The sequence below is a fragment of the Roseococcus sp. SYP-B2431 genome (assembly GCF_004336745.1).
Classification (GTDB): Bacteria; Pseudomonadota; Alphaproteobacteria; order Acetobacterales; family Acetobacteraceae; genus Roseococcus.
In genome coordinates this window covers 100,707-123,750 of the sequence record NZ_SJXD01000028.1, presented here as the reverse complement: position 1 = coordinate 123,750, position 23,044 = coordinate 100,707, and the positions used below count along the sequence as shown (strand labels likewise).

Genomic DNA, 23,044 nt, shown 5'->3' with positions numbered 1-23,044 from the left:
GCAATCGCAGTCACAGCTTTCCGTAGTAGGCGGCCGTGTCGCTCATGCGATTGCTGAAGCCCCACTCGTTGTCGTACCAGGACATCACGCGGACCAGCCCGCCATCGACCACCTGCGTCTGCGTCGCGTCGAAGGTCGACGAATGCGGATCGTGGTTGAAGTCGATCGAGACCAGCGGGGCGGTGTTGTAGCCGAGGATGCCCTTGAGCGGGCCGCTCTCGGCCGCCGCCTTCATCACGGCGTTCACGGCTTCCTTGGTCAGGCCCTCGGTCTTCGCGGGCACGAAGTCGAGCGAGACCAGGGAGACGTTCGGCGTCGGGATGCGGATGGCGGTGCCGTCCAGCTTGCCCTTCAGCTCCGGCAGCACGAGGCCGACGGCCTTGGCGGCGCCCGTCGAGGTCGGGATGGCCGAGACGGCCGCCGCGCGGGCGCGGTGCAGGTCCTTGTGCAGCGTGTCGACGGTGTTCTGGTCACCCGTATAGGCGTGGATGGTCACCATGTAGCCGCGCAGGATGCCGAAATTGTCGTGCAGCACCTTGGCGACGGGCGCCAGGCAATTGGTGGTGCAGGAGGCGTTGGAGACGATCTTGTCCTCGGCCGTCAGCGTCTCGTGGTTCACGCCGAAGACGATGGTCTTGTCGGAGTTCTCGCCGGGGGCGGAGATCAGCACCTTGCGGGCGCCGGTGCCGAGCAGGACCTGCGCCTTCTCGCGCGCGGTGAAGATGCCGGTGCACTCGGCGGCCACGTCCACGCCGTCCCACTTCAGCTTGGTCGGGTCGCGCTCGGCCGTCACCTTGATGGGGCCCCAGGTCTTGCCATGGGCCTTGATGGTGATGCTGTCGCCCTCGACGATCACCTCGCCGGGGAAGCGGCCATGCACGCTGTCGTAGCGGAACAGGTGGGCATTGGCCTCGACGGAGCCCAGGTCGTTGATCGCGACGAACTCGACGTCGTCACGGCCGCTCTCGCAGGCGGCACGCAGAACCAGGCGGCCGATGCGCCCGAAGCCGTTGATCGCGACCTTAACCGTCATTTGCTTCCATCCTTGGTGAGAAGTTTGGTGGCCGCCGCGACGATCGCGGCCGGCGTGATGCCGAAATGCTCGAAGAGGTGATCGGCCGGCGCGGAGGCGCCGAAGCCCGTCATGCCGATGAAGGCGGAATTGGTGCCGAGCCAACGCTCCCAGCCGAAGCCGAGCGCGGCCTCGATGCCGATGCGCGGGGCCTCGCCGAGGGTGGCGGCGCGATAGGCCTCGTCCTGCTGGGCGAAGAGCTCCCAGGAGGGGAGCGAGACCACGGCGGCCTGGACGCCCTGGGCGACCAACGTCTGGCGCGCGTTCATCGCCAGATGCACCTCGCTGCCGGTGGCGACGAGGGTGACGTCGCGCGCGCCCTCGGCCTCGGCGAGGACATAGCCGCCGCGGGCGCAGCGGTTCTCGCCGGCGTCGTCGCGCAGGGCGGGCAGCGCCTGGCGCGAGAGGGCGAGCACGCTCGGCCCCTCGGTGCGGCGCAGCGCCAGCTCCCAGCATTCCGCCGTCTCCATCGCGTCGGCGGGGCGGAAGACGGCGAGGTTCGGGATGGCGCGGAGGGACGCGATCGTCTCGACCGGCTGATGGGTCGGGCCGTCCTCGCCGAGGCCGATGCTGTCATGCGTCAGCACGTGGATGACGCGCTGGTGCATCAGCGCGGCGAGGCGGATCGAGGGCCGCATGTAGTCGGCGAAGACGAGGAAGGTGCCGGAATAGGGAATGATGCCGCCATGCAGGGCCATGCCGTTCATGGCCGCGGCCATGCCGTGCTCGCGGATGCCGTAATGCACGTAGCGGCCCGCGTAATTGCCGGGCGTGATGGAGGCGATGCCCTTCACGTCCGTGTTGTTCGAGCCGGTGAGGTCGGCGCTGCCGCCGATCATCTCGGGCACGGCGGGGACCAGGGCGGTCAGCGCGCGCTGGCTGGCGATGCGCGTGCCGAGCTTGGGCTTCTCGGTCGCCAGCGTGGCGCGCAGCGCGTTCAGCGGCTCCACCCAGTTCTCGGGGAGCTTGCCGGCGGTGGCGCGCTCGAAGTCCACGCGCATCGGGTGCTTGGCCAGCCGCTTCAGCCAGGAGCGGCGCGTGCCGGCGGCGCGGCGGCCGGCCTCCTCCCAGCGGGCCTTGATGCCCTCGGGGGTCGTGAAGGGTTCGGCGTTCCAGCCGAGCGCCGACTTGGCAGCCGAGATCTCGTCGGCGCCGAGCGGAGACCCGTGGCTGCCCGCGGTGCCGGCCTTCTTCGGCGCGGAGAAGCCGATGATGGTGCGGCAGGCGATGATGGTGGGCTTCTTGCTGCGCTGCGCGACGGCCATGGCCGCCGCGATCTGCTCGGGGTCGTGCCCGTCGATGCGCTTGGTGGCCCAGCCATAGGCCTGGAAGCGCTTCAGCACGTCCTCGGAGAAGGAGAGGGCGGTGTCGCCGTCGATGGAGATGTGGTTGTCGTCCCACAGCACCGTCAGCTTCTCGAGGCCCAGATGGCCGGCCAGCGAGGCCGCCTCGTGGCTGACGCCCTCCTGCAGGTCGCCATCCGAGCAGATGACCCAGGTCCGGTGGTCCACCAGCGACTTGCCGAAGCGCGCGGCCAGGTGCCGCTCGGCCAGCGCCATGCCGACGGCGGTGGAGATGCCCTGGCCCAGCGGCCCGGTCGTGGTCTCGATGGCCGGGTGGTAGCCGTATTCGGGATGGCCGGCGGCGGGGGAATGCAGCTGGCGGAAGTTCTTCAGCTCGTCGATGCCCATGCCGGCATGGCCGGTCAGGTGCAGCAGCGCATAGAGCAGCATCGAGCCGTGGCCGGCCGAGAGCACGAAGCGGTCGCGGTCGGGCCAGCGCGGGTCGGCCGCGTCGTATTTGAGGAATCGGGTGAAGAGGGCGGTGGCGACATCGGCCATGCCCATGGGCATGCCGGGATGGCCGGACTTGGCCTTCTCCACGGCGTCCATGGCGAGGGCGCGAATCGCGTCGGCCATGCGCCGCTCTTCCGAGGCCGGGCGCTCGAGGATGGCGGCCTGGGCGAGGAGGGCAGGGTTGGGGGCGTTGGGGTCGACGATGCTGGCCAAGATGGAGGGCTCTCAACTTTGGCGTCCGGCTATAAAGCGACGCCTTAGGCGCGGCAAGTTTGGCTGGGGCGGTTGGAAGCGGGCATGCGCGGCGGGCATGCCCGGCCGCTACCGGCCCGCCGGCCCGGCCAGGCAGGCCCGGACGAGCGGGGCGCAGGCGGCGTCCGGCTGGTCCGTGCTTCCGCTCGACAGGTACCGGACCGCCGTCACGCGCCCTTCGCGAAAGGTGAGGTTGGCGCGGCAGCTTCCGGGCGCCGCGCTGTAGGACCAGACGACGAGGCCGTCATTCTCCGCCTCCGATCCCGGCCGGCCCATGCATTCCAGGATCTGGGCGCGCGTGGTGCCCACCAGCTGTGTTCGCGCGTGATCCGCCTCGCGCTGGGCGCAGCTGGACAGGACGGTCAGGGCGAGGAAGAGCAGGGTGGCATGACGAGTGCGCATGGCGGGCACAACGATCCGGAAGGCCCGGCGTTGCCGCGCATCATTGGGCTTGCGGGGAGCTTTCGGGTTCCTCTAGCGTCACGGCCTCGCAACATCGGGCCGCACGGAGGGCTGGGATGCACGCCTACGACCAGCACCACCCCAGGGGCCCTGTTTCCGCCCTGCGATAGGTCTTTCGCAGGGCAGGGCCGCCTGAAGCCAGACCGCTTCCGTTCCGGACTGCCCTTGTCGCATCCGCCGGCCCTCGGCCTGCGCCCGAACGGATTTCCTCCGCCATGGCTCTCATCGCCCTGCGCGACCTCGGCATGGTCACGCCCCGCCCGCTGTTCCAGAACCTCACCCTCAACATCGGCCCCGGCGATCGCATCGGCCTCGTCGCGGCCAATGGCGCGGGCAAGTCCACCCTGCTGCGCTGCATTGCCGGCCAGGCCGAGCCGGATGCGGGGCACCTCACGCTGTCCCGCGGCGCCCGACTCGGCTTCGTCGAGCAGGGCGTGCCGCCGGGATGGCTCGGCCTGACATTGACGGAAGCCCTGCGCCGCGCCTTGCCGCCCGCCGAGCGCGAGCATGAGTCCTGGCGCGTCGGCGCCGTGCTGGACGAGTTCGCCACGCCCGACGAGTTGCGCGACCGCCCCCTCGCGGCGCTCAGCGGCGGCTGGCAGCGTCTCGCGCTCCTGGCGCGCACCTGGATCACCCGGCCGGACATCCTGCTGCTGGACGAGCCGACCAACCATCTCGACCTCGAGAAGATCGCGCTGCTGGAAAGCTGGATCGCCGGCCCCGCGGCCCGGACGCCGATGCTGATCGCCAGCCACGACCGCAGCTTCCTCGACGCCTGCAGCACCCGCACGCTGTTCCTGCGCCCCGGCCTGAGCCGCCTCTACGCGCACCCCTACAGCACCGCCCGCGCTTTGCTCGCGGAGGACGACGCGGCCCAGGAGCGCAAGCTGGCCAGGGACGCCAGGGAGGTCACCCGCCTGCGCCGCAACGCCGGCGAACTGCGCAACATCGGCGTCAACAGCGGCAGCGACCTGCTGCAGAAGAAGTCCATGCAGCTGCGCGACCGCGCCGACCGGATCGAGGCCAGGCTGTGCCCCGTCCATGCGGAACGGCTGGGCGAGATCCGCCTCGCCAGCCGCGACACCCATGCGAAGGTGCTGGCCGCGATCCGCGACCTGACGGTCGCCACGCCCGAGGGGCAGAAGCTGTTCCGGATCGCGAAGCTCGATCTCCGCCAGGGCGACCGCCTCGTGCTGCTGGGCCGCAACGGCGCGGGCAAGTCGCAGCTCATTCGCCTCCTGCGCCGGGCGACGGCCGAGGCGGTTCCCGGCGCGCAGGTCAGCCCCAGCCTGGTCCTCGGCCACACGGACCAGGGCATGGCGCATCTGCCGGAGGGGCGGACGCCGCATGGCTTCATCGCGGCGCTGCCCGGCATCAGCGACGGCCGGGCCACCGGCCTGCTCGCCGGCGCGGGGCTGGGCACCGAGGCGCAGGCGCGCCCGATCGGCCGGCTCTCGCCCGGCCAGAAGGCGCGGCTCGGCCTGCTGGCGCTGCGCCTGGCGGAACCGAATTTCTACCTGCTGGACGAGCCGACCAACCACATCGACATCCCCGGCCAGGAGCAGCTTGAGGCGGAGCTGCTGGCCCAGGGCGCCACCTGCGTCCTGGTCTCGCACGACCGCCGGTTCGTGGAGGCCGTCGGCACGCGCTTCCTGCGGATCGAGGGGGATCAGGCGCGGGAGGTCGATTCCGCCTAGAGAAAACCCACCGGATCGACATCCACCTGCACCCGCACGTCGCGCGGGATCTGCGCGCGAGCCAGCCAGTCCTCCAGGATCGGCTGCACCCGGAGGCCGCGCTCGGCCTTGAGCAGCAGCCGGTGGCGGTGCCGGCCGCGCAGCAGGGCTAGCGGCGCCGGTGCCGGGCCGAGCACCTGGATTCCCGAGCCCGCCGGCGCCGCCAGCCCCAGGTCGCGCGCGGCCCGCTCCGCCGAGCGGGGATCCTCGCTGCTGACGATCAGCGCGGCGAGGCGGCCGAAGGGTGGCCAGTGGCCCGGTGCCCGCTGGGCGGCCTCGGCCCTGAGAAAGCCTGCCATGTCGTCGGCGACCAGGGCCAGCATCACGGGATGCTCGGGCGAGAAGGTCTGCAGCAGGACCGTGCCCGGCGTGCCGCCCTCGCGCCCCGCCCGCCCGGCGACCTGGTGCAGCAGCTGCATGGTGCGCTCGCCCGCGCGCAGGTCGCCGCCGGCGAGGCCGAGATCGGCGTCCACCACCCCCACCAGCGTCAGATGCGGGAAATGCCAGCCCTTGGCCACGATCTGCGTGCCGATGACGAGGTCCACCTCCCGCTCCTCGATCCGGCGCGCGGCCTCGGCGGCGGCGGCGGGGCCGGGGATGGTGTCGCTGGCCATGACGAGGCGGCGCGCCTCTGGGAACAGCTCCGAGACCTCCTCCTGGATGCGTTCCACGCCGGGGCCGATGGGCACTAGCGAATGCTCCGTCCCGCATTCCACGCAGGCGAGCGGCGTGGGCTCGGTGTGGCCGCAATGGTGGCATTGCAGCCGCCGCTGCGCCCGGTGCTCGACCAGCCAGGCGGTGCAGTTGGGGCATTGCATGCGATGCCCGCAGGTGCGGCAGAGCGTCAGCGGCGCATAGCCGCGGCGGTTGAGGAAGAGCATGGCCTGCTCGCCCCGCGCCAGTGTCTCCGTCACCGCCTCGATCAGCGGCGGCGCGAGGAAGCGCCCCCGCTCCGGCGGGTGCTGGCGCAGGTCGAGCGCCGCGATCCGCGGCAGGGCGGCGCCGTGGTGCCGGTTCGGCAGCGTCACATGCGCGTAGCGGCCCTCCTGGGCATTGGTGACGGTCTCCAGGCTCGGCGTGGCGCTGACCAGGACGCAGGCCGCGGCTTCCAGCCGGGCGCGGACCACCGCCATGTCGCGCGCGTGGTAGATGACGCCGTCCTCCTGCTTGAAGGCCGTCTCGTGCTCCTCGTCCACGATGATGAGGCCGAGGTCGGGGAAGGGCAGGAACAGGGCCGAGCGCGCGCCGACCAGCACCGGCGCGTCGCCCTCGGCAACGGCGCGCCAGGTGACGCGGCGGGTGCGCGAGGAGAGCTCGGAATGCCACAGCGCCGGCGGCGCGCCGAAACGCCGCTCGAAGCGGGACAGCCATTGGGTGGAGAGCGCGATCTCCGGCAGCAGGACCAGCGCCTGCCGTCCCTCTCGCAGGCACTGGGCGACGGCGTCGAGATAGACCTCGGTCTTGCCGGAGCCGGTGACGCCCTCCAGCAGGGTGACGCCGAAGGCGCGGGAGATGACCCCCTCGCGCAGGGCATTGGCGGCGAGCTGCTGCTCGTCCCGCAGGTCCGGCGGCGCGAAATCGGGGATGGGGCGCGGGAAGGCGGCGGCGCGGGCCATCAGGGCTGGCTCGATCAGCCCCACCGAGGCCATGCCGCGCACCACCCCCATCGAGACGCCGGCCGCGCGGGCGATCTCGGTCCCTGGCAGGATATGGCTTCCCAGTGTCTCCAACGCCCTGGCGCGGTCCGGCGTGATCCGGCTCTCCGCCCCCGCCACCCGGCGCCAGCCGGAGACGGCGGTCGGCTCCTCCAGCGCCGAGGGCGAGGACATGGCCATCCGCAGCACCGCCCCCGGCGGCGAGAGCGTATAGGCCGCGACCCAGTCCACCAGTTTCCGCAGGTTCGCGTGCATGGCCGGGGCCGGCTTCACCGCGATCACCTCGCGCAGCCGCGATTCGGCGATGGGGCCAGAGGGGTCGCCGGGGTTCTCCGGCGCGTCCCAGACCACGCCCAGGCTGACCCGGCCGCCGAGCGGCACCTCCACGAAGCTGCCCGGCCCGGCCGCCAGCTCGGGCGGCAGGCGGTAGTCGTAGGCGCTTTCGAGCGGCAGTGGCAGCAGGACACGGATGCGCCGGCCGGCCTTTCGGGAGGAGGTCGCCATGGGCTATCCACTTCGCGACGCAGCAGGCGCGGGTCAATCCCGCCCCCCGAATCGCCCTGTTTTGAAGGATGATGCCCCCATGAAGTTCTTCGTGGACACCGCCGATGTCGCCGAGCTCCGTTCCCTCGCGGGCACGGGGCTGATGGACGGCGTGACGACCAATCCCAGCCTCATCGCCAAGTCCGGCCGCAAGATGAGCGAGGTGATCGCCGAGATCTGCTCCATCACCGACGGCCCCGTCTCCGCCGAGGTCACCGCGACCGACCACGAGACCATGCTGAAGGAAGGCCGCTACCTGCGCGGCATCGCGAAGAACGTCTGCGTGAAGGTGCCGCTGACCGAGGCCGGGCTGCGCACCTGCAAGGTGCTGAGCGACGAGGGCACGCCGGTCAACGTCACGCTGTGCTTCTCGGCCAACCAGGCGCTGCTGGCCGCCAAGGCGGGCGCGGCCTTCATCTCGCCCTTCGTCGGCCGGCTCGACGACATCGGCCAGGACGGCATGGAGCTGATCGCCGACGTCGTGCAGATCTACGAGAACTACAAGTTCCCCACCGAGGTGCTGGTCGCCTCCATCCGCCATCCCGTGCACGTGCTGCAGGCCGCCAAGCTCGGCGCCCATGTCGGTACCATGCCGCCGGGCGTGATCAAGGCGCTCATCAGGCACCCGCTGACGGACAAGGGCCTGGAGGCCTTCCTGGCCGACTGGGCGAAGACCGGGCAGAGCATTCTATGACGCCCTCAGGCGCCGGGCGCCGGGGGATTTCGTGATGCCCTCGGACGCCGGACGCCGGCCGGATTTTGTGATGTCCTCGGACGCCGGGCGCCGGCCGCAGTCGCGGCCGGATTCCCTTGCGAGGGCGCGATGACCCGCCCCCGGCCCGACACGCAGCCCGAGAAGGACGAGGCCGCCGCCGTGGAGGCCTTCCTCCACGCCAATCCCGGCTTCCTGGCCGCGCGGCCGCAGCTCTATGCCGTGCTCGCGCCGCCGCGCCGCGTGCATGGCGAGCCGCTGGCCGACCACATGACCGCGATGGTCGAGGCCGGGCGCGAGACCTGGCGCAACCTGCTCGAGGCCGGCCGCACCCGGCGCAACTTCGGCGGCAAGGTCGCCGAGGCGGTGCTGGCGCTGATCGCCGCGGCCGATCCCTTCGACTGCGTGCGCGACGAATGGCCCGCGCGGCTCGGCGTGGAATCCTGCCGGCTCATCGCCGCCGTGCCCGGCACCGCGCCCATGGCGCGCGACGTGACGCGCGCGAGCCCGGCCCTGCATGGCGAGGCCGCGCCGCTGGTCACGCGCGAGGCGCTGCTGCGCGTGGGCGACCACACGCTGGTGCTGGGCGCGCGCGAGGCGGCGGACCTGCCGAACGAGCCGGAAGTCCTGGCCTTCCTCGCCAAGGCCCTGGCCGCCGTATTGGCGCGATGACCGGGATCGAAGCCCGGGAGAGATTCCTCGCCTGGCTCGCGGCCGAGCGGCGCGCCAGCCCGCACACCATCGAGGCCTATGGGCGCGACGTGGCCGACCTGCTGGGCTTCCTCACCATCCACCGGGGCGCCGAGCCGGACCTGGAGGCGATCGCCGCGCTGCGTCCGGCCGACCTGCGCGGCTTCCTCGCCAAGCGGGCCAAGGAGGGCGCGCAGAACGCCACGCGCGCGCGCCAGCTCGCCGCCATCCGCAGCTTCCTGCGCTTCCTCGCCCGGCGGCACGGCATCGCGCCGCTGGCCATTGCCGGCATGCGCGGACCCAAGCGCGTGCCGCCCGTCCCACGCGCGCTGAACAAGGCGGATGCCCGCGCGGTCGGCGTGGAGATCGGCATGGCGCACCAGTCCGGCCGCGCCGAGCGGCCCGCATACCAGTCCGCCCGCGACACGGCGCTCTTCACCCTGCTCTATGGCTGCGGGCTGCGCATCAGCGAGGCGTTGGGCCTTTCCGTCGGCGAGGCGCCGCTGCCCGGGAGCGACGCCGCGCTGCGCATCACCGGCAAGGGCGGCAAGCAGCGGGTGGTGCCCGTGCTGCCCGTGGTGCGGCAGGCCGTCGCGGATTGGCTGCGGCATCGCGGCGCGGCGGAGCCGGACGAGCCGCTCTTCCTCGGCGCCCGCGGCAAGCGGCTCGACGCGGCGGTGGCCCAGAAGGTGCTGCGCGACTATCGCCGCCTGGCCGGCCTGCCCGAGCATGCGACGCCGCATGCGCTGCGCCACTCCTTCGCGACGCATCTGCTGGCCGGCGGCGCCGACCTCCGCGCGATCCAGGAGCTGCTGGGCCATGCCAGCCTCTCGACCACCCAGCGCTACACCTCGGTCGATGCCGAGGGGCTGCTCGCCACCTGGCGGCTGGCGCATCCCAGGGCGGATTAGGGGCGCGGCCTTCGCGACGCGGGCCGCGCACCAAAGCTTCCCGCAGCAGGAATCTTTAGTCTTTTCCTATGGATAGGATCGTCAGGATCCTCTTATCGGCGCCGCGCCCGCTTGTTACGTCATTCGCTGACAGGCAAAGGGAGGGCGTTCCTTGAGTGGTTTGATGGACTTGCTTCGGCGGCGCCTCGCCCCGAAGCCGCGCCCCTCTTCGGGCGGATCGGCCTTCCCATACCGCACGACCGAGCAATTGGACGCGGCCTTGTCGCAGGTCATGACCACTGCGGACCTGCAGCGCCTTTACGGGGGCATCCTGCAGATCAACACAGGGGCGATCACCGAGCATAAGAAGTTCGAGGACATTGTGTCCTGCAGCGGGACGAGCAACTTCATCCTGCAATACCTGTCCTTCGGACGGATCGCGAACGGCATGCTCGATGGGAAGGAGCTCTACTTCAACCTCGATGGCGGCGTGGTCGGCTCCGACCTCCACGTCCGCTACAACGTCGCGCTGAACCGGCTGCTCAGCAAGCCGCTGCCCTGTGTGGTCACGCTGGAATGCACCCATATCAGCCACGTCACGACGCTGGCGAACACCGGGAGCGGCTGGTGCTACTACCAGTCGAATGTCGGCAATCGCGACTGGCTGCGGGATCCCAGCTGCTATGTCATCTCGGATCGGTTGAACGAGGGGCGTGGCCGCGGGCGCAAGCAGCTGCACAACCTGGATCCCACCGGTCTTGCCATGCTGTTCGGCGAGCTGGTGAACCGCCGCAACCACCAGACCCTGTTCTTCGGCACGACGGCGTTGACCCGCTGGCTGATGCGGGCCTTCTCGCTGGACGGAAAGTCGCTGGACCTGTCGAAGTGACGCGCCCGGCGCCGGAGGACCGGCGCCGGGCCAGCCAGGTCACACGCCGGACAGCTCGCCGATCATCCGGCCCAGCGCCACCAGGTCGTCCTTGCCGGCGCCCTGGTTGCAGACCAGCTCCAGCAGCGGCGCCGCCATCGCCGTCGCCGGGCCGAAGACGCCGTGGTCGCGGATCGCCTGGGCCGCCAGGCGGATGTCCTTGCGCATCAGCTCGGCGCGGAAGCCGGGCGTGAACTTGCCGTCCAGCAGGCGCTTGGCGTGGTTGCGCAGCACGAAGCTGTCGGCCGAGCCGCCGCTGAGCGCGCCGCGCATCGCCTCCGGATCCAGCCCGGCCTTCTTGCCGAGCGCGATCGCCTCGCTCACGGCGGTCAGCGTCGCGCAGATGATGAGCTGATTGGCCGATTTGCAGACCTGCCCCGAGCCCGCCGGGCCGAGATGCGTGACCGTCCGCCCCACCGCGCCGAAGAAGGCGGAAGCCGCCTCGAAGGCCGCGCGGTCGCCGCCGACCATGCAGGTCAGGACGCCGTCGATCGCGCCCTGCGGCCCGCCGGAGACGGGGCTGTCCAGCAGATGGGCACCGCGCTCGGCCAGCAGGCGCGCGGCGAAACCGGCCGTCGCCTTGGCCGAGATGGTGGAGAAGTCGATGACCACGGCGCCCTTGCCCACGCCCTCGGCGATGCCGCCGAGGCCGAAGATCGCCGCCTCCACGTCGGGCGTGTCGGGGACGCAGAGGCCTATGATGGCGCTGCCCTTCGCGGCCTCGGCGCCGGTGCCGCACCAGGCGGTGCCGGCCGCCTCCAGCGCCTCGGCCTTGCCGCGGCTGCGCGAATGAATCGCCAGCTCGAAGCCGGCGCGGCGGAGATTGGCGGCCATTGCCGCCCCCATGACGCCGAGGCCGACGAAGGCGACGCGCGCGGGCGGGGCGACGGGCGGGGTGATCTCGGTCATGGCGGGCTCCCAGGGGTTCGGCGCGAGCATAGCGGCGGGAATCTCCTCCGCCAGGCCAGGGTCGCTCAGGCGGGGACCTCTGCGGCAGGAACAAGGCTTCCTTAATCTTTCCGGCGGAGGATCGGGCCCCGGAAGAGAGTCCCATGCCGCAATATTCGCGCCTGAGCCTGCCGATGATCCTGCTGGGCGCGAGCCTGGTGGCGGCGGCGCTTCTCACGACGGCGTCGCTCGGCCTGCCGCCCTGGCACGGGCTGGCCGCGCTGCCGGCGGCGGGCCTCGCCTGGTGGCTGGCGGGGCTCTGGCAGGAGCTGCGGCTGCGCCGCGCGGCGATGGAGGCGGCTCCGTGGCGGGCCGCGATCTACGGGCGCGACCACGGGCTGGTCTGGCAGAACGGCCGGGGGGCCGGGCAGGCGCTCCTCGAAGCGCGGCCCCGGCTGGAGCAGGTGTTGAAGGCCGCGCTCTGGCACCTCCCGCCGGCCGAGCGGGAGGCGGAAATCTCGCGCCGGCTGATCCTCCATGAATGCGCCGACGGCGAGGCGGCTGAGCTGCGGGACGCGGCCGGGCATTGGATGCGGGAGTGCAAGCGGCGGCTGCCCGGCGGCGCGGTGGCGAGCTTCGCCATCGACATTTCCTATGTGGGGCAAGGTCAGGCGGCGCCGGCGGAATCCGAGGCGCGGCTGCGCGCGCTGCTGGAGGCGGCGCCGGCCGGCATCTGGCAGATCGACGCGCAGGGGCGCACGGTCTACGCCAATACCCATCTGGCGCGCCTCTTCGGGGGAGCGGCGCCGGAATCGCTGTCCGCATCGGGACTGACGCTGACTCCAGCCCTGCCCGATCCGGCCCATGCCGAAGTCCCCTGCGGTCTCTCGCCCGGCGAGCGCGAGGCGCTGCTGGCCCTTCCCGGGCGGCCGGCGCTGCGGCTGCTGGTCGCCGTCTCGCCATGGGTCCGGTCGGAAGGTGGCGCGATGGGCTGCGTGCTCTCGCTGCTCGACATGACGCCGCTCGAGGCCGCGCAGGAGCGGACCGGCCGCCCGGCCGAGCGCGACCCGCTCACCGGCCTCGCCAACCGCGCGACCTTCCAGGCCGGGCTGGATGCGATGGCGCGGGATCCGGCGGGCGGCATCCTGCTCGTGGCCGATCTGGACCATTTCAAATCGGCGAACGACCGCCACGGCCATGGGGTCGGCGACGCGCTGCTGGTCGAGGCGGCGCGGCGCCTGCGCGAGGTGGTGCGCCCCTCGGACATCGTGAGCCGGCTGGGCGGCGACGAATTCGCCATCCTGGCCCCCGGCGCGCTGCCGGACACGGCCGCCGCCCTGGCCGGCCGGGTGCGCGAGGCGCTGGGCCCGCGGCTGGCGATCGGGGGGGGCGAGCTGCCGCTGACCGCCTGCATCGGCATCGCCTGCGCGCCGGCGCATGGCGCCGAAGGCGAGGCGCTGCTGCGGGCCGCGGACCTCGCGCTTCGAGAGGCCAAGGCGCAGGGCCGCAACACCGCGGTCCTCTTCGAGGCGGGCCTGCGCGAGCGGAGCGAGCGGCGCGCCGAGCTCCGCGAGGCCTTCGCCGAGGCCTTCGCCGCCGGCGAGCTGGAGCTGCACCTGCAGCCGCAGCAGGACACCGGGCGGCAGGAGATGGTCGGCGCCGAGGCCCTGATCCGCTGGAACAGCCGCCGCCTGGGCCGCTGGATCAGCCCGGGCGAGCTGATCCCCGCCGCCGGCGAGGCCGGGCTGATGCCCGCCCTGGACCGCTTCGTGCTGCGCGAAGCCGTGCGGATCATCGCCGGCTGGGGCGATCGGCCGGACGCCCCGCGCGTGCTCGGCATCAACATCTCGGTGACCACGCTGCACGATCCGGCCTTCGCGGAAGAGGTGGCGGAGGTGCTGGCCCTGGCCGGCGTGGCGCCGCACCGGCTCGAGATCGAGATCCCCGAGGACCTCGCCATTCGCGACCTGCCGGGCGTCGCGCGCACGCTGGCGGCGCTGCGCGTGGTGGGCGTGCCGCTCGCGCTCGACGACTTCGGCGGCGGGCATTCGGGCCTGCCGCATGTGGTGCGCCTGCCGGTGCAGCGGTTGAAGCTGGATCGCTCCATCGTCGCGGGCTTGCCGGACGATCCGAAATCCTACGCCGTGCTGCGCGCGACGGTCGCGCTGGCGCGGAGCATGGGGATCGAGGTCATCGGCGAGGGGGTGGAGACGCAGGGCCAGGCCTTCGCGCTGCGCCGCGCCGGCTGCAACATCATCCAGGGCTTCCTGGTCGCGCAGCCCATGCCCGTGGAGGAGCTGGTGCCGCCACTGCCGGAGCATGGCGCCGGCTACGGCGGGCAGCGGCTGCGCGCGAGCGCCTGACGCCCGGATCCATCCGGGAATGCGGGTGACCGCTCAGGCGGGCTCCGGGCCCTCCGGCTTCGGCGCGAGCCTCGCCGCGTCGAGCAGGGTCCGGCGCTGCGCCTCCCCGGCCTCGTCCCGCTGCTTCTGCGCGCGGGTGCGGCCGAAGGCGGCGCGATTGGCGGCCGCCTGGGCGCCCTCGTCCTCCTTCGCCTTCGCACGGCGCCACTTCCGCAGGTTCACGACATCGCCCATCCTCCCAGTGAACCACCCTGGAGGGACGGAGCCAATGGACACCATCATCACCGCCGCCGACGGGCACCGCCTCTCGACCTATATGGCGGGGTCGGAGGCGGATGCGGATCGCGCCCTGGTCATCGTCCAGGAGATCTTCGGCGTGAACGACCACATGCGCTACGTGGCGGACAGCTTCGCGCGGGAGGGCTACTTCGTGGTCGTTCCCGCCCTCTTCGACCGGGCCGAGCGCGACGTCGAGCTGGGCTACGGCCCGGAGGACATCGAGCGCGGCCTGAAGCTGCGCAGCGGGATCCCCGAGGACAAGGTGCTGCTCGACATCCTGGCCGCGGCCGGCGCCGCGCCTTCCGGCATTCCGCGCGGCATCATCGGCTATTGCTGGGGCGGCACGGTCGCGTGGCACGGCGCCACGCGCAGCACCGCCTTCAGGGCGGCGGTGGGCTGGTATGGCGGCGGCATCGCGGCGGCCAAGGACGAGGTGCCCAAATGCCCGGTCCAGCTGCATTTCGGCGAGAAGGACGGCTCCATCCCGATGGCGCATGTGGAGGCCATCCAGGCGGCGCGCCCCGAGGTGGAGGTCTTCGTCTATCCCGGTGCCGGCCATGGCTTCGGCTGCGAGGCGCGCGGCAGCCACGTGCCGAAGGATGCCGCGCTGGCCCAGCAGCGCAGCCTGGACTTCTTCGCGACGCATCTCTGAGCGATGCGGCGCCGCGCGCCCTGGCTGCTTCTGCTGGCCGGCGGCGCCGCGATGCTCCTGGGCTTCGGGATGGACCCGCTCTGGCCGGCCCAGGACGCGCCGCCGGAGCTGGCGCGGCGCCAGGCCGCGGAGGCGGAAGCCGCCGGCCGCATCTACACGGCCGGCGGGGTCCTGCTGCTCCTCGGGACGGCATGGCTCCTCCTGCGCCTGGCGCGGCGCAGGCGGTGAGCCTCAGTCGTCCGGCAACGCGTCCTTCACCCGCGCGAGCTTCGCCTCGACGACGGCGGCCAGCACGCCGGCGCCATAGGGGATCGCCGCGTCGTTGAAGTCGAAGCTCGGATTGTGCACCTCGGCCGTGTCGCCGTTGCCGGTGACGATATAGGCGCCCGGGCACTTCTCCAGCATATAGGCGAAGTCCTCGCCGCCCATCACGGCCGCGAATTCGCGCTTCACGCCGCCCTCGCCGACCAGCGCCGCCGCGGCGTCGCCGAGCGAGACGGCCTCCATCGCGTCGTTCACCAGCGGCGTCGTGATCACCCGGAAATCCAGCACCGCCTGACCACCGAGGCCGGCGGCCACGCCCTCGCTGATCGCGCGCATCCGGTCTTCCACCAGCTTCATGGTCTCGTTGCTGAAGGCGCGGACCGTGCCGCCGAGGCGGACCTCGTTGGGGATGACGTTGTAGGCATTGCCCGCATCGAAGCGCGTGATGCTGAGCACGGCGCGATCGGCGGCCGGCACGTTGCGCGCCACGACGGTCTGCAGCGCCTGGACCACGGCCGCGCCCATCACCACGGGGTCGAAGGTCGCCTCCGGCCGGGCGCCGTGGCCGCCCTTGCCGGTGATGACGATGTCGTAGAAGGCCACGCCCGCCATCATCGGGCCGGGCCGCAGCCCGTACTCGCCGACCGGCAGGCCGGGGCGGTTGTGCAGGCCGAAGACGGCGTCGCAGGGGAAGCGCTCGAAGAGCCCATCCTCCAGCATGGCCAGCGCGCCGCCCGCGCCTTCCTCGCCCGGCTGGAAGATGAGGTGGACGGTGCCGTCGAAGTTCTTCGTCTCGGCCAGGTATTTCGCGGCGGCGAGCAGCATGGTCGTGTGCCCGTCATGGCCGCAGGCATGCATCTTGCCGGGCACGGTGCTGGCATGGCCGAAGGCATTGGCCTCGGTCATGGGGAGCGCGTCCATGTCGGCGCGCAGGCCGATGCGCCCCTGGCCATTGCCGTTGCGGATGACGCCGACCACGCCCGTCTTCCCCACGCCGGTGTGCACCTCGATGCCCATCTCGCCGAGCTTCCGCGCCACCAGCTCCGCCGTGCGGTGCTCCTCCAGCCCGAGCTCCGGATGGGCATGGATGTCGCGGCGGATGGCGGTGAACTCGGCCTGCCATTGGCCGATATGCTCGACGGGATGGGTCACGTGGATCCTCGATGCGGGTGTGAAGGCAGTCTTGCGCCGGCGAAGGCCGGGCGCAACGGCCTCAGCTCAGCCGGTATCTCGCGGCGGCAAGCTTGTCCTGCGTCAGCGCCCGCCTGACCTCCTCCCCCACGCCGCCCTCGTCGAGCACCAGCACCCGGTCGAACCACGGCACCGTCCCGCGCACCCGCGCCTGGAACAGCCGGTCCAGCGCCTGGGCCGCCTCGCCGCGCCCCTGGCAGCAGGCGCAGGCGACGGCATGGGGCGAGGCGCCGGCGGCGAAGCGCTCGGAGGCCACGCCGCCTTCCGGCCCCCCCCTCGGGCCCAGCACGGCGGCCGGCTTCCCCTGGGCCAGCGCGGCCGCCAGCGACGCCGCGTCGGGCAGGACGGAGAGCGGGATCCGGGCATCGAGCGACCACGTCATCGGCTGGACATAAGGATATCTTTATGCCATTTGAAGCCCATGGATCACCTCCTCTCCCAACTGCGCGCCGCGGCCGAGCCCACCCGGCTCCGGCTGCTGGCGCTCTGCGCGCGCGGGGCCTTCTGCGTCACGGAGCTTTGCGCGGTGCTGGGCCAGTCGCAACCGCGCCTGTCGCGCCACCTCAAGCTGCTGACCGAGGCCGGCCTGCTGGAACGCATCCCCGAGGGGCCCAACGCCTATTTCCAGGTGCCGGCCTCCGCCGACCTCGTGCGCGTGGTGCTCGCCCGGCTGCCGGAGGAGGAGACGGTGCTGCAATCCGACCGCCGCCAGGCCGCGCGCATCGCCGCCGAGCGCGCCCGCGCCGCCTCCGCCGCCTTCCAGCGCGACGGCATGGACTGGGACGAGCTGCGCGCCCTCGACCTCGACGCCCGCGCCATCGAGGCCGCCCTGCTCGCCGCCCTGCCTCAGCACATCGGCAACCTGCTGGACATCGGCACCGGCACCGGCAGCCTGCTGGAGCTCCTCGCCGATCGTACCGATCGCGCCCTCGGCGTGGATGCCAGCCGCGAGATGCTGGCCCTGGCCCGCGCGCGCCTCTCCGAGCGCGGCCTGGCCGATCGCTGCACCGTGCGCCAGGCCGACATGTACCGCCTGCCGCTGGCCGATGCTTCCTTCGATGCCGTGACGCTGCAGATGGTGCTGCACTATGCCGAGGAGCCCGCCGCCGCCCTGGCGGAGGCCGCCCGCGTGCTGCGGTCGGGAGGGGTGCTGCTGGTGGCCGACCTCGCCTCGCATGCCGAGGCGTCGGTGCTCACGCGCTTCGCCCATCGCTGGCCCGGCTTCGACGACGCGGCCTTGGCCGGATGGCTGGGCGAGGCCGGCTGCGCCATCGCCGCGACGGACGAGATCGGCGGACCCATGAAGGTCCGCCTCTGGCGCGCGGAAAAGCTCCCCGCGCACGCCCTTACGAACGCCTGAAGACAAGAAGAGCATCCCATGTCCTCACGCCCGCATCTCCTCGACGCCCTGCGCGACCGCGTGCTGCTTTGCGACGGCGGCATGGGTAGCCGCGTTCAGGCGCTGACCCTCGATATCGTCGAGGACTTCTGGGACAAGGAGAACTGCACCGAGGTGCTGAGCCTCTCCCGGCCGGAGCTGATCCGCGAGATCCATCGCGGCTATTTCGAGGCCGGCGCGGATATGGTGCTGACCAACACCTTCGGCGGCAGCCCCATCACGCTGGAGGAGTTCGAGCTCGGCAGCCGCGCCTTCGAGATCAACAAGCTCGGCGTGGAGCTGGCGCGCGAGGCGGCGGAGAGTTTCGCCGACGGACGCCACCGCTGGGTGATCGGCGATATCGGCCCGGGCACCAAGCTGCCCAGCCTCGGCCACATCGCCTATGACGTGCTGGAGGCGGGTCTCGTCGAGCAATGCATGGGTCTCATCGCCGGCGGCGCGGATGCGCTGCTCACCGAGACCAACCAGGACACGCTCTTCATCAAGGCGGCGGTGAATGCCGCGAAGATCGCCAAGGCGAAGACGAACAGCGACATCCCCATCTTCGTGCAGGTGACGGTGGAGACGACCGGCACGCTGCTCGTCGGCCCCGACATCGCCGCCGCGGCGGCCGTGATCCACTCGCTCGACGTGCCGCTGGTCGGCCTCAACTGCGCGACGGGCCCGCAGGAGATGGCCGAGCATGTCCGCTGGCTCAGCCAGAACTGGCCCGGCCTGCTCAGCGTGCAGCCCAATGCCGGCCTGCCCGAACTGGTCGACGGCAAGACGCACTACCCGCTCGGCGCCGAGGAGATGGCGACCTGGATGGAGCGCTTCGTGGTCGAGGACGGCTTCAACCTGATCGGCGGCTGCTGCGGCACCTCCATCCCGCATATCGCCGGGCTGGACGCCATGCTGCGCAAGCTGGGCGGCGCGAGCCATCGCCCGGTGCCGGTGGCGCGCAAGCATCATTGGGTGCCGAGCGTGGCGTCGCTCTATTCCGCCACGTCGCTGCGCCAGGAGAATTCCTATTTCTCCATCGGCGAGCGCTGCAACGCCAATGGCTCCAAGGCCTGGCGCGTGGCGCAGGAGGCCAATGACTGGGATAGCTGCCTCGCCATCGGGCGCGAGCAGGTGGCCGAGGGCTCCAACAGCCTCGACATCTGCACGGCCTTCGTCGGCCGCAACGAGATGGCCGAGATGAGCGAGGTCATCACGCGCTTCACCGCCTCGGTGAACAGCCCGTTGGTGATCGACAGCACCGAGACGCCGGTCATCGAGGCCTCGCTGAAGCTGCATGGCGGCAAGCCCATCATCAACTCGATCAACTTCGAGGAGGGCGAGGGCGCGGCCACGGACCGCATGCTGCTCGCCCGCAAGTTCGGCGCGGCCGTCATCGCGCTCACCATCGACGAGGTGGGCATGGCTAAGACCGCCGAGGACAAGCTGCGCATCGCCGAGCGGCTGGTGGATTTCGCCTGCAACAGGCACGGCCTGCCGCAATCGGATCTGATGATCGATCCGCTGACCTTCACCATCGCGACCGGCAATGAGGACGACCGCAAGCTCGGCGTCTGGACGCTCGACGGCATCCGCATGATCCGCGAGAAGTTCCCGGACATCCAGATCATGCTGGGCCTGTCCAACATCTCCTTCGGCCTCAACCCGGCCGCGCGGCACGTGCTGAACTCGGTCTTCCTGGATCACGCGGTGAAGGCGGGGATGACGGGCGCCATCGTGCACGTCTCCAAGATCAAGCCGCTGCACTCCATTCCGCCGGAAGAGGTGAAGGTCATGGAAGACCTCATCTTCGACCGCCGCGCGGAAGGCTACGATCCGCTGCAGAAGCTGCTGGAGATGTTCTCCGGCCGGAAGGCCGCCGACAACGTCGCCAAGGTCAAGGCGGAGACGGTCCAGGGCCGCCTCAAGGACCGTATCGTCGACGGCGACCGCAAGGGCCTGGACGACGAGCTCGCCGCCGCCATGGCCGAGGGCATGACGCCGCTCGCCATCATCAACGACGTGCTGCTGGACGGCATGAAGGTGGTGGGCGAGCTCTTCGGCGCGGGCAAGATGCAGCTGCCCTTCGTGCTTCAGAGCGCGGAGACGATGAAGGCGGCCGTCGCCTATCTCGAGCCGCATATGGAGCGCGTCGAAGGCCAGGAGAAGGGCATCATCGTGCTCGGCACCGTGCGCGGCGACGTGCACGACATCGGCAAGAACCTGGTCGACATCATCCTGACCAACAACGGCTACAAGGTCGTGAATCTCGGCATCAAGGTGCCGCTGAACCAGATCGTGGACGCGGCGCGCGAGCACAAGGCGAACGCGATCGGCATGTCCGGCCTGCTGGTGAAGTCCACCGTGGTGATGCGCGAGAACCTGGAGGAGATGAGCCGCCAGGGCATCGACATCCCCGTCCTGCTCGGCGGCGCCGCGCTGACGCGCAACTATGTCGAGGACGATTGCGTCCAGGCCTATGCCTCCGGCCGCGTCGTCTATGCGCGCGACGCCTTCGACGGCCTGCACCTGATGGACAAGGTGATGGGCAACGACTTCGAGGGCTATCTCGGAACGATCCAGGCCAAGCGCGCCGGCAAGTCGCGCAACGAGAAGCGCGTGCTCGGCCAGGCCGATCCGCGCGGCTTCGCGCCGGTCGATGTCGCCTATGCGCAGAACCGCCGCCGCCGCGAGACGGCCAACCAGCCCGTGCCGGTGCCGCCCTTCTGGGGCGCCAGGATCATCGAGACCGATCCGAAGGCGCTGGTGCCCTTCGTCAACGAGCGCAGCCTCTACCAGTTCCAGTGGGGATTTCGTAAGGCCGGCCGGTCGCTCGAAGACTTCCTCGGCTGGGCGAAGCAGGAGCTCCGCCCCGTCCTGAAGCGCATGCTCGCCATCGCGGACGAACAAAGAATCCTCAAGCCGCAGGCCTCCTACGGCTACTGGAAATGCGCGGGGCAGGGGAACGATCTCATCCTCTTCGAGGAGGACGGCACCACCGAGGTCGCCCGCTTCAACCTGCCGCGCCAGCCCAAGGAGGATGGCGAGTGCATCGCCGACTTCGTGCGCGACATCGACGACGGCGAGCGCGACGTGATCGGCCTGCAGGTCGTCACCATGGGCCAGAAGACCAGCGACGTGGCGCGCGAATGGTTCGAGGAGAATCGCTACCAGGACTACCTCTACCTGCACGGCCTCGGCGTGGAGATGGCCGAGGCCTTGGCGGAGGTCACGCACAAGCGCATCCGCGCCGAGCTCGGCTTCGCCTCCGAGGACGAGCGCGACATCGAGAAGATGCTGAGCCAGGGCTATCGCGGCGGCCGCTACAGCTTCGGCTACCCGGCCTGCCCGAAGCTGGAGGACCAGGCGCCGCTGCTGAAGCTGCTGGACGCGAAGCGCATCGGCGTGGAGATCTCGGACGAATGGCAGCTCCATCCCGAGCAGAGCACCAGCGCCATCGTGCTGCATCACCCGCGCGCCAAGTACTTCTCCGTCTGATGGCGGCGGCGCGCGTCCGGCTTTGCGTCGGCCTGGCCGCGCTCCTCCTCGCCGGCTGTGCGAGCCAGCCGACGCGTGACATGGCCAGCAGTTTCTGCGCGGCGCGGGTGGAGCGCCGCGCCTCTCCCCTGCCGCCGCCCGATCCCGATCGGGCGCGCGTCGTCGCGACGCTGGGATTCTCGAGCGAGGCCGTGGAGATCGCCGAGGTCATCGGGGCGCTCGACGCCATGGAGGCCCTGGTCGCGGCCGAAGGCCGGCCGGCGGTGGGCGTGAACTTCCTGCTCGCCCGCCAGGCCGTGACCGACCGCGTGCTGCTCGCCACGCTCGACGTGAACGCCTCGCTCGCCGCGATCGACTGCGAGGGCGAGCGGGGGGATTCGCTGCGGGGCCAGCTGCAGCGGGTGGAGTCCCGGCGCGCGCGCAACCTCGGCCTCGCGAGCATCCTCCTCGGCGCGACGACGGCGGCCCTCACGGGCGGGCTCGGCCTGGCCGGGGCCAATTCGGCGGATGACATCGTGGGCATCATCGGCGGTGCGGCCGAGGCGAGCCTCGGCGGCGCGCTGCTCTACAACTCGACCTCCGGCCGGCTCCGCACCCGCAACAACCTGCTGGGCGAGATCTGGCGAAGCCCGGAGCAGTCCACGCTCTTTCCCCCGACGGTCTGGCGCTACCTCACGCGGCGCGAGGCGCCGGATGCGCCGAGCATCGCCGAGGAGATCGCCGCCGGCTGGCGCGAGGCCGGGCTCGCCAGCGACGGCGACGCGCTCTTCGAGGCGGAGGGCGAATTCACGGTCGGCGACCTCGAGCGGCGCGACGCGATGCTGGACCTGCTGGAGGCGCGGATCGCGTTGATGAGCCGCGACCTGCGTATCCTGCTGGAGGAGGTGGTGGTGCGGACGCCCGCGGCGGTCCGGGATCAGCCGAGGCGCGTCAGGGCCCCATAGGCCTCGGGGATGGCGCCGAGCTCATGCGGCGTCAGCTCCTCCATCGCATGCACCCGCGCCTCGTGGGTTCCGTCCGGGTGGAAGCTGTGCTCGACCCAGCCGAGCAGCTTCCGGCCGACCGGCTTGTGATAGGCATCGCCCACGATGAAGGCCGCCGCCGGGGCCCAGATGTGGCGGATGCCGTCGGCCTCGCGATCGCGAAGCTGGTGGACATGCCCGCTGGCGACGAGGGCGGGCCGGCGATCGCCGAACATGGCCAGCAGCTCGGCGCGCGGCTCCGGCAGCAGCGGCCAGTAGTTCACGGCCGTGTCGGCGAGCGCCTCCTCGGCGATGGGCTTGTGCTGGAACAGCGCGATGCGGCGCTCGCCGGCGCCGCGGATGGCGGCGGCGGTGGCTTCGCGATGCCGCGGATTGGCGGCGAAGCCCTGGGTGTCGAGGCCGACGAGGCGCCAGCCCGGAACGTCGCGGAAGAAGCCGAGCGGCGCCACGCAGCCTTCCCATCGGGCGTGGCGCTCGGCCGTGACGGGCTGCCGGCTGGGCAGCGTCAGGTCGTCGCCGACATCATGGTTGCCCGGCACGGCCACCCAGTCGAGGCCGAGCGAATCCATCATCGCCCTGCCATGGCGCAGGTCCTCCTCGGAATCCGCCCCGTCCAGCGAGAGGTCGCCCGTGTGGACGACCAGCTCCGGCCGCGCCGCGCGCAGGGCTTCGGCCAGCGGCGGGAAATTGCCGTCGAAAAGGGGGCGGGTGCGCGAGAGATGCGTGTCGGTGATCTGGGCGACGCGGAAGGCCATGGGGAGAACTCACCAAATCGGAGGGAAGACGACAACGGAAATCCGGGCGCGCCGCGT

The 23,044-nt window shown here is 71.5% G+C and carries 20 protein-coding genes; 11 read left to right on the top strand and 9 right to left on the bottom strand.

Annotated features, from left to right (window positions below; all coding sequences use genetic code 11):
* Positions 1 to 10: 10 nt before the first annotated feature.
* The 3 genes from gap to EJV46_RS18895 form a co-directional block, all read right to left on the bottom strand.
* Positions 11 to 1,033, bottom strand: a complete 1,023-nt coding sequence (gene gap, locus EJV46_RS18905; protein ID WP_131550266.1) for a type I glyceraldehyde-3-phosphate dehydrogenase — start codon at positions 1,031 to 1,033, stop codon at positions 11 to 13.
* Complete coding sequence (tkt, locus tag EJV46_RS18900; RefSeq protein WP_131550265.1) at positions 1,030 to 3,081, bottom strand: transketolase; 2,052 nt, start codon at positions 3,079 to 3,081, stop codon at positions 1,030 to 1,032. Before tkt ends, gap begins: the two co-directional genes overlap by 4 nt.
* Positions 3,082 to 3,189: 108 nt before the next feature.
* A complete protein-coding gene (locus EJV46_RS18895; protein ID WP_131550264.1) occupies positions 3,190 to 3,522 on the bottom strand; it encodes a hypothetical protein in 333 nt (110 codons plus the stop codon).
* A 275-nt stretch (positions 3,523 to 3,797) separates the two neighbouring features.
* Here EJV46_RS18895 and EJV46_RS18890 point away from each other — a divergent pair, with 275 nt between their 5' ends.
* The gene (locus tag EJV46_RS18890) at positions 3,798 to 5,279 is read left to right on the top strand and encodes an ATP-binding cassette domain-containing protein (RefSeq protein WP_131550263.1); all 1,482 of its coding nucleotides are present in this window, start codon (positions 3,798 to 3,800) and stop codon (positions 5,277 to 5,279) included.
* Here EJV46_RS18890 and EJV46_RS18885 read toward each other — a convergent pair.
* Positions 5,276 to 7,477 carry a primosomal protein N' gene (locus tag EJV46_RS18885; protein ID WP_131550262.1) on the bottom strand — a complete coding sequence of 734 codons (2,202 nt, stop codon included), beginning with the start codon at positions 7,475 to 7,477 and terminating at the stop codon, positions 5,276 to 5,278. The genes EJV46_RS18890 and EJV46_RS18885 overlap by 4 nt on opposite strands.
* Before the next feature lie 79 nt (positions 7,478 to 7,556).
* Between EJV46_RS18885 and fsa the strand changes: the two genes are divergently transcribed.
* The 4 genes from fsa (at position 7,557) to EJV46_RS18865 (ending at position 10,697) form a co-directional block, all read left to right on the top strand.
* On the top strand, positions 7,557 to 8,210 hold the full coding sequence (gene fsa / locus EJV46_RS18880; protein ID WP_131550261.1) for a fructose-6-phosphate aldolase: 654 nt from the start codon (positions 7,557 to 7,559) through the stop codon (positions 8,208 to 8,210).
* 129 nt (positions 8,211 to 8,339) lie between these two features.
* Positions 8,340 to 8,900: a hypothetical protein gene (locus tag EJV46_RS18875; RefSeq protein ID WP_131550260.1), complete on the top strand. Its 561-nt coding sequence runs from the start codon at positions 8,340 to 8,342 to the stop codon at positions 8,898 to 8,900.
* A complete protein-coding gene (locus EJV46_RS18870) occupies positions 8,897 to 9,829 on the top strand; it encodes a tyrosine recombinase XerC (RefSeq protein ID WP_131550259.1) in 933 nt (310 codons plus the stop codon). The genes EJV46_RS18875 and EJV46_RS18870 overlap by 4 nt, the downstream gene beginning before the upstream one ends.
* A gap of 271 nt (positions 9,830 to 10,100) precedes the next feature.
* Positions 10,101 to 10,697, top strand: coding sequence for a hypothetical protein (locus EJV46_RS18865; RefSeq protein WP_131550258.1), 597 nt, complete (start codon positions 10,101 to 10,103; stop codon positions 10,695 to 10,697).
* 39 nt (positions 10,698 to 10,736) lie between these two features.
* Here EJV46_RS18865 and EJV46_RS18860 read toward each other — a convergent pair whose 3' ends face one another.
* Positions 10,737 to 11,645 (bottom strand): NAD(P)-dependent oxidoreductase, encoded by a 909-nt coding sequence (locus EJV46_RS18860; RefSeq protein WP_165585614.1) that lies wholly within the window; start codon positions 11,643 to 11,645, stop codon positions 10,737 to 10,739.
* Between the two features lie 143 nt (positions 11,646 to 11,788).
* On the opposite strand from EJV46_RS18860, the gene EJV46_RS18855 reads away from it, so the two are divergent.
* Positions 11,789 to 13,987, top strand: coding sequence for a bifunctional diguanylate cyclase/phosphodiesterase (locus tag EJV46_RS18855; protein WP_131550256.1), 2,199 nt, complete (start codon positions 11,789 to 11,791; stop codon positions 13,985 to 13,987).
* A 33-nt stretch (positions 13,988 to 14,020) separates the two neighbouring features.
* Here the strand turns inward: EJV46_RS18855 and EJV46_RS18850 are convergent, their stop codons facing one another.
* Positions 14,021 to 14,209 carry a DUF4169 family protein gene (locus EJV46_RS18850; RefSeq protein ID WP_240782652.1) on the bottom strand — a complete coding sequence of 63 codons (189 nt, stop codon included), beginning with the start codon at positions 14,207 to 14,209 and terminating at the stop codon, positions 14,021 to 14,023.
* 46 nt (positions 14,210 to 14,255) lie between these two features.
* Between EJV46_RS18850 and EJV46_RS18845 the strand changes: the two genes are divergently transcribed.
* Positions 14,256 to 14,918 carry a dienelactone hydrolase family protein gene (locus EJV46_RS18845; protein ID WP_131550254.1) on the top strand — a complete coding sequence of 221 codons (663 nt, stop codon included), beginning with the start codon at positions 14,256 to 14,258 and terminating at the stop codon, positions 14,916 to 14,918.
* A gap of 3 nt (positions 14,919 to 14,921) precedes the next feature.
* Complete coding sequence (locus tag EJV46_RS18840) at positions 14,922 to 15,146, top strand: hypothetical protein (RefSeq protein ID WP_131550253.1); 225 nt, start codon at positions 14,922 to 14,924, stop codon at positions 15,144 to 15,146.
* 3 nt (positions 15,147 to 15,149) lie between these two features.
* Here EJV46_RS18840 and EJV46_RS18835 read toward each other — a convergent pair whose 3' ends face one another.
* Both EJV46_RS18835 and EJV46_RS22935 read right to left on the bottom strand, forming a co-directional pair.
* Positions 15,150 to 16,334 (bottom strand): M20 aminoacylase family protein, encoded by a 1,185-nt coding sequence (locus tag EJV46_RS18835; protein ID WP_206020875.1) that lies wholly within the window; start codon positions 16,332 to 16,334, stop codon positions 15,150 to 15,152.
* Between the two features lie 61 nt (positions 16,335 to 16,395).
* Positions 16,396 to 16,755, bottom strand: coding sequence for a GTP-binding protein (locus tag EJV46_RS22935; protein WP_165585613.1), 360 nt, complete (start codon positions 16,753 to 16,755; stop codon positions 16,396 to 16,398).
* A 39-nt stretch (positions 16,756 to 16,794) separates the two neighbouring features.
* On the opposite strand from EJV46_RS22935, the gene EJV46_RS18825 reads away from it, so the two are divergent.
* From EJV46_RS18825 to EJV46_RS18815, 3 genes are all read left to right on the top strand, one after another.
* Complete coding sequence (locus tag EJV46_RS18825) at positions 16,795 to 17,733, top strand: metalloregulator ArsR/SmtB family transcription factor (protein ID WP_131550251.1); 939 nt, start codon at positions 16,795 to 16,797, stop codon at positions 17,731 to 17,733.
* 18 nt (positions 17,734 to 17,751) lie between these two features.
* Complete coding sequence (metH, locus tag EJV46_RS18820) at positions 17,752 to 21,249, top strand: methionine synthase (protein ID WP_131550250.1); 3,498 nt, start codon at positions 17,752 to 17,754, stop codon at positions 21,247 to 21,249.
* A gap of 80 nt (positions 21,250 to 21,329) precedes the next feature.
* Complete coding sequence (locus tag EJV46_RS18815; protein ID WP_165585612.1) at positions 21,330 to 22,193, top strand: hypothetical protein; 864 nt, start codon at positions 21,330 to 21,332, stop codon at positions 22,191 to 22,193.
* Here EJV46_RS18815 and EJV46_RS18810 read toward each other — a convergent pair.
* Positions 22,166 to 22,987 carry a metallophosphoesterase gene (locus EJV46_RS18810; RefSeq protein WP_131550248.1) on the bottom strand — a complete coding sequence of 274 codons (822 nt, stop codon included), beginning with the start codon at positions 22,985 to 22,987 and terminating at the stop codon, positions 22,166 to 22,168. The two genes, EJV46_RS18815 and EJV46_RS18810, sit on opposite strands and share 28 nt — an antisense overlap.
* Positions 22,988 to 23,044: the final 57 nt, after the last annotated feature.